We start from the raw sequence: 452 nt of genomic DNA on the forward strand, positions 1-452 counted from the left end.
TACGCCCTCGACGCACTGGCGCCCGAGTATTCGAAGGAAACCCTCGAATACCACTACGGCAAGCACCACAACGCCTACGTGGTGAACCTCAACAACCTGCAGAAGGGCACCGAGTTCGAATCGATGACGCTCGAGGAGATCGTCAAGAAGTCCAGCGGCGGTATCTACAACAACGCCGCACAGATCTGGAACCACACCTTCTTCTGGAACTGCATGAAGCCCCAGGGCGGCGGCGCTCCGACCGGTGCCCTGGGCAAGGCCATCGACGCCAAGTGGGGCAGCTACGACGCGTTCAAGGAAGCCTTCGTGAAGTCGGCCGTGGGCAAYTTCGGCTCGGGCTGGACGTGGCTGGTGAAGAAGGCCGACGGCTCGCTGGACATCGTGAACATGGGCGCCGCGGGCACGCCGCTGACCACCGGCGACACCCCGGTGCTGACGGTGGACGTGTGGGA

1 protein-coding gene is annotated in these 452 nt (G+C 63.2%); it reads left to right on the plus strand.

All coding sequences use genetic code 11. The features are described from left to right. On the plus strand, nt 1-452 hold a 452-nt coding region (locus tag AC1DFC_RS29820; RefSeq protein WP_478180592.1), incomplete at both ends, for a superoxide dismutase.

Source organism: Variovorax sp. 10L421 (assembly GCF_056395365.1).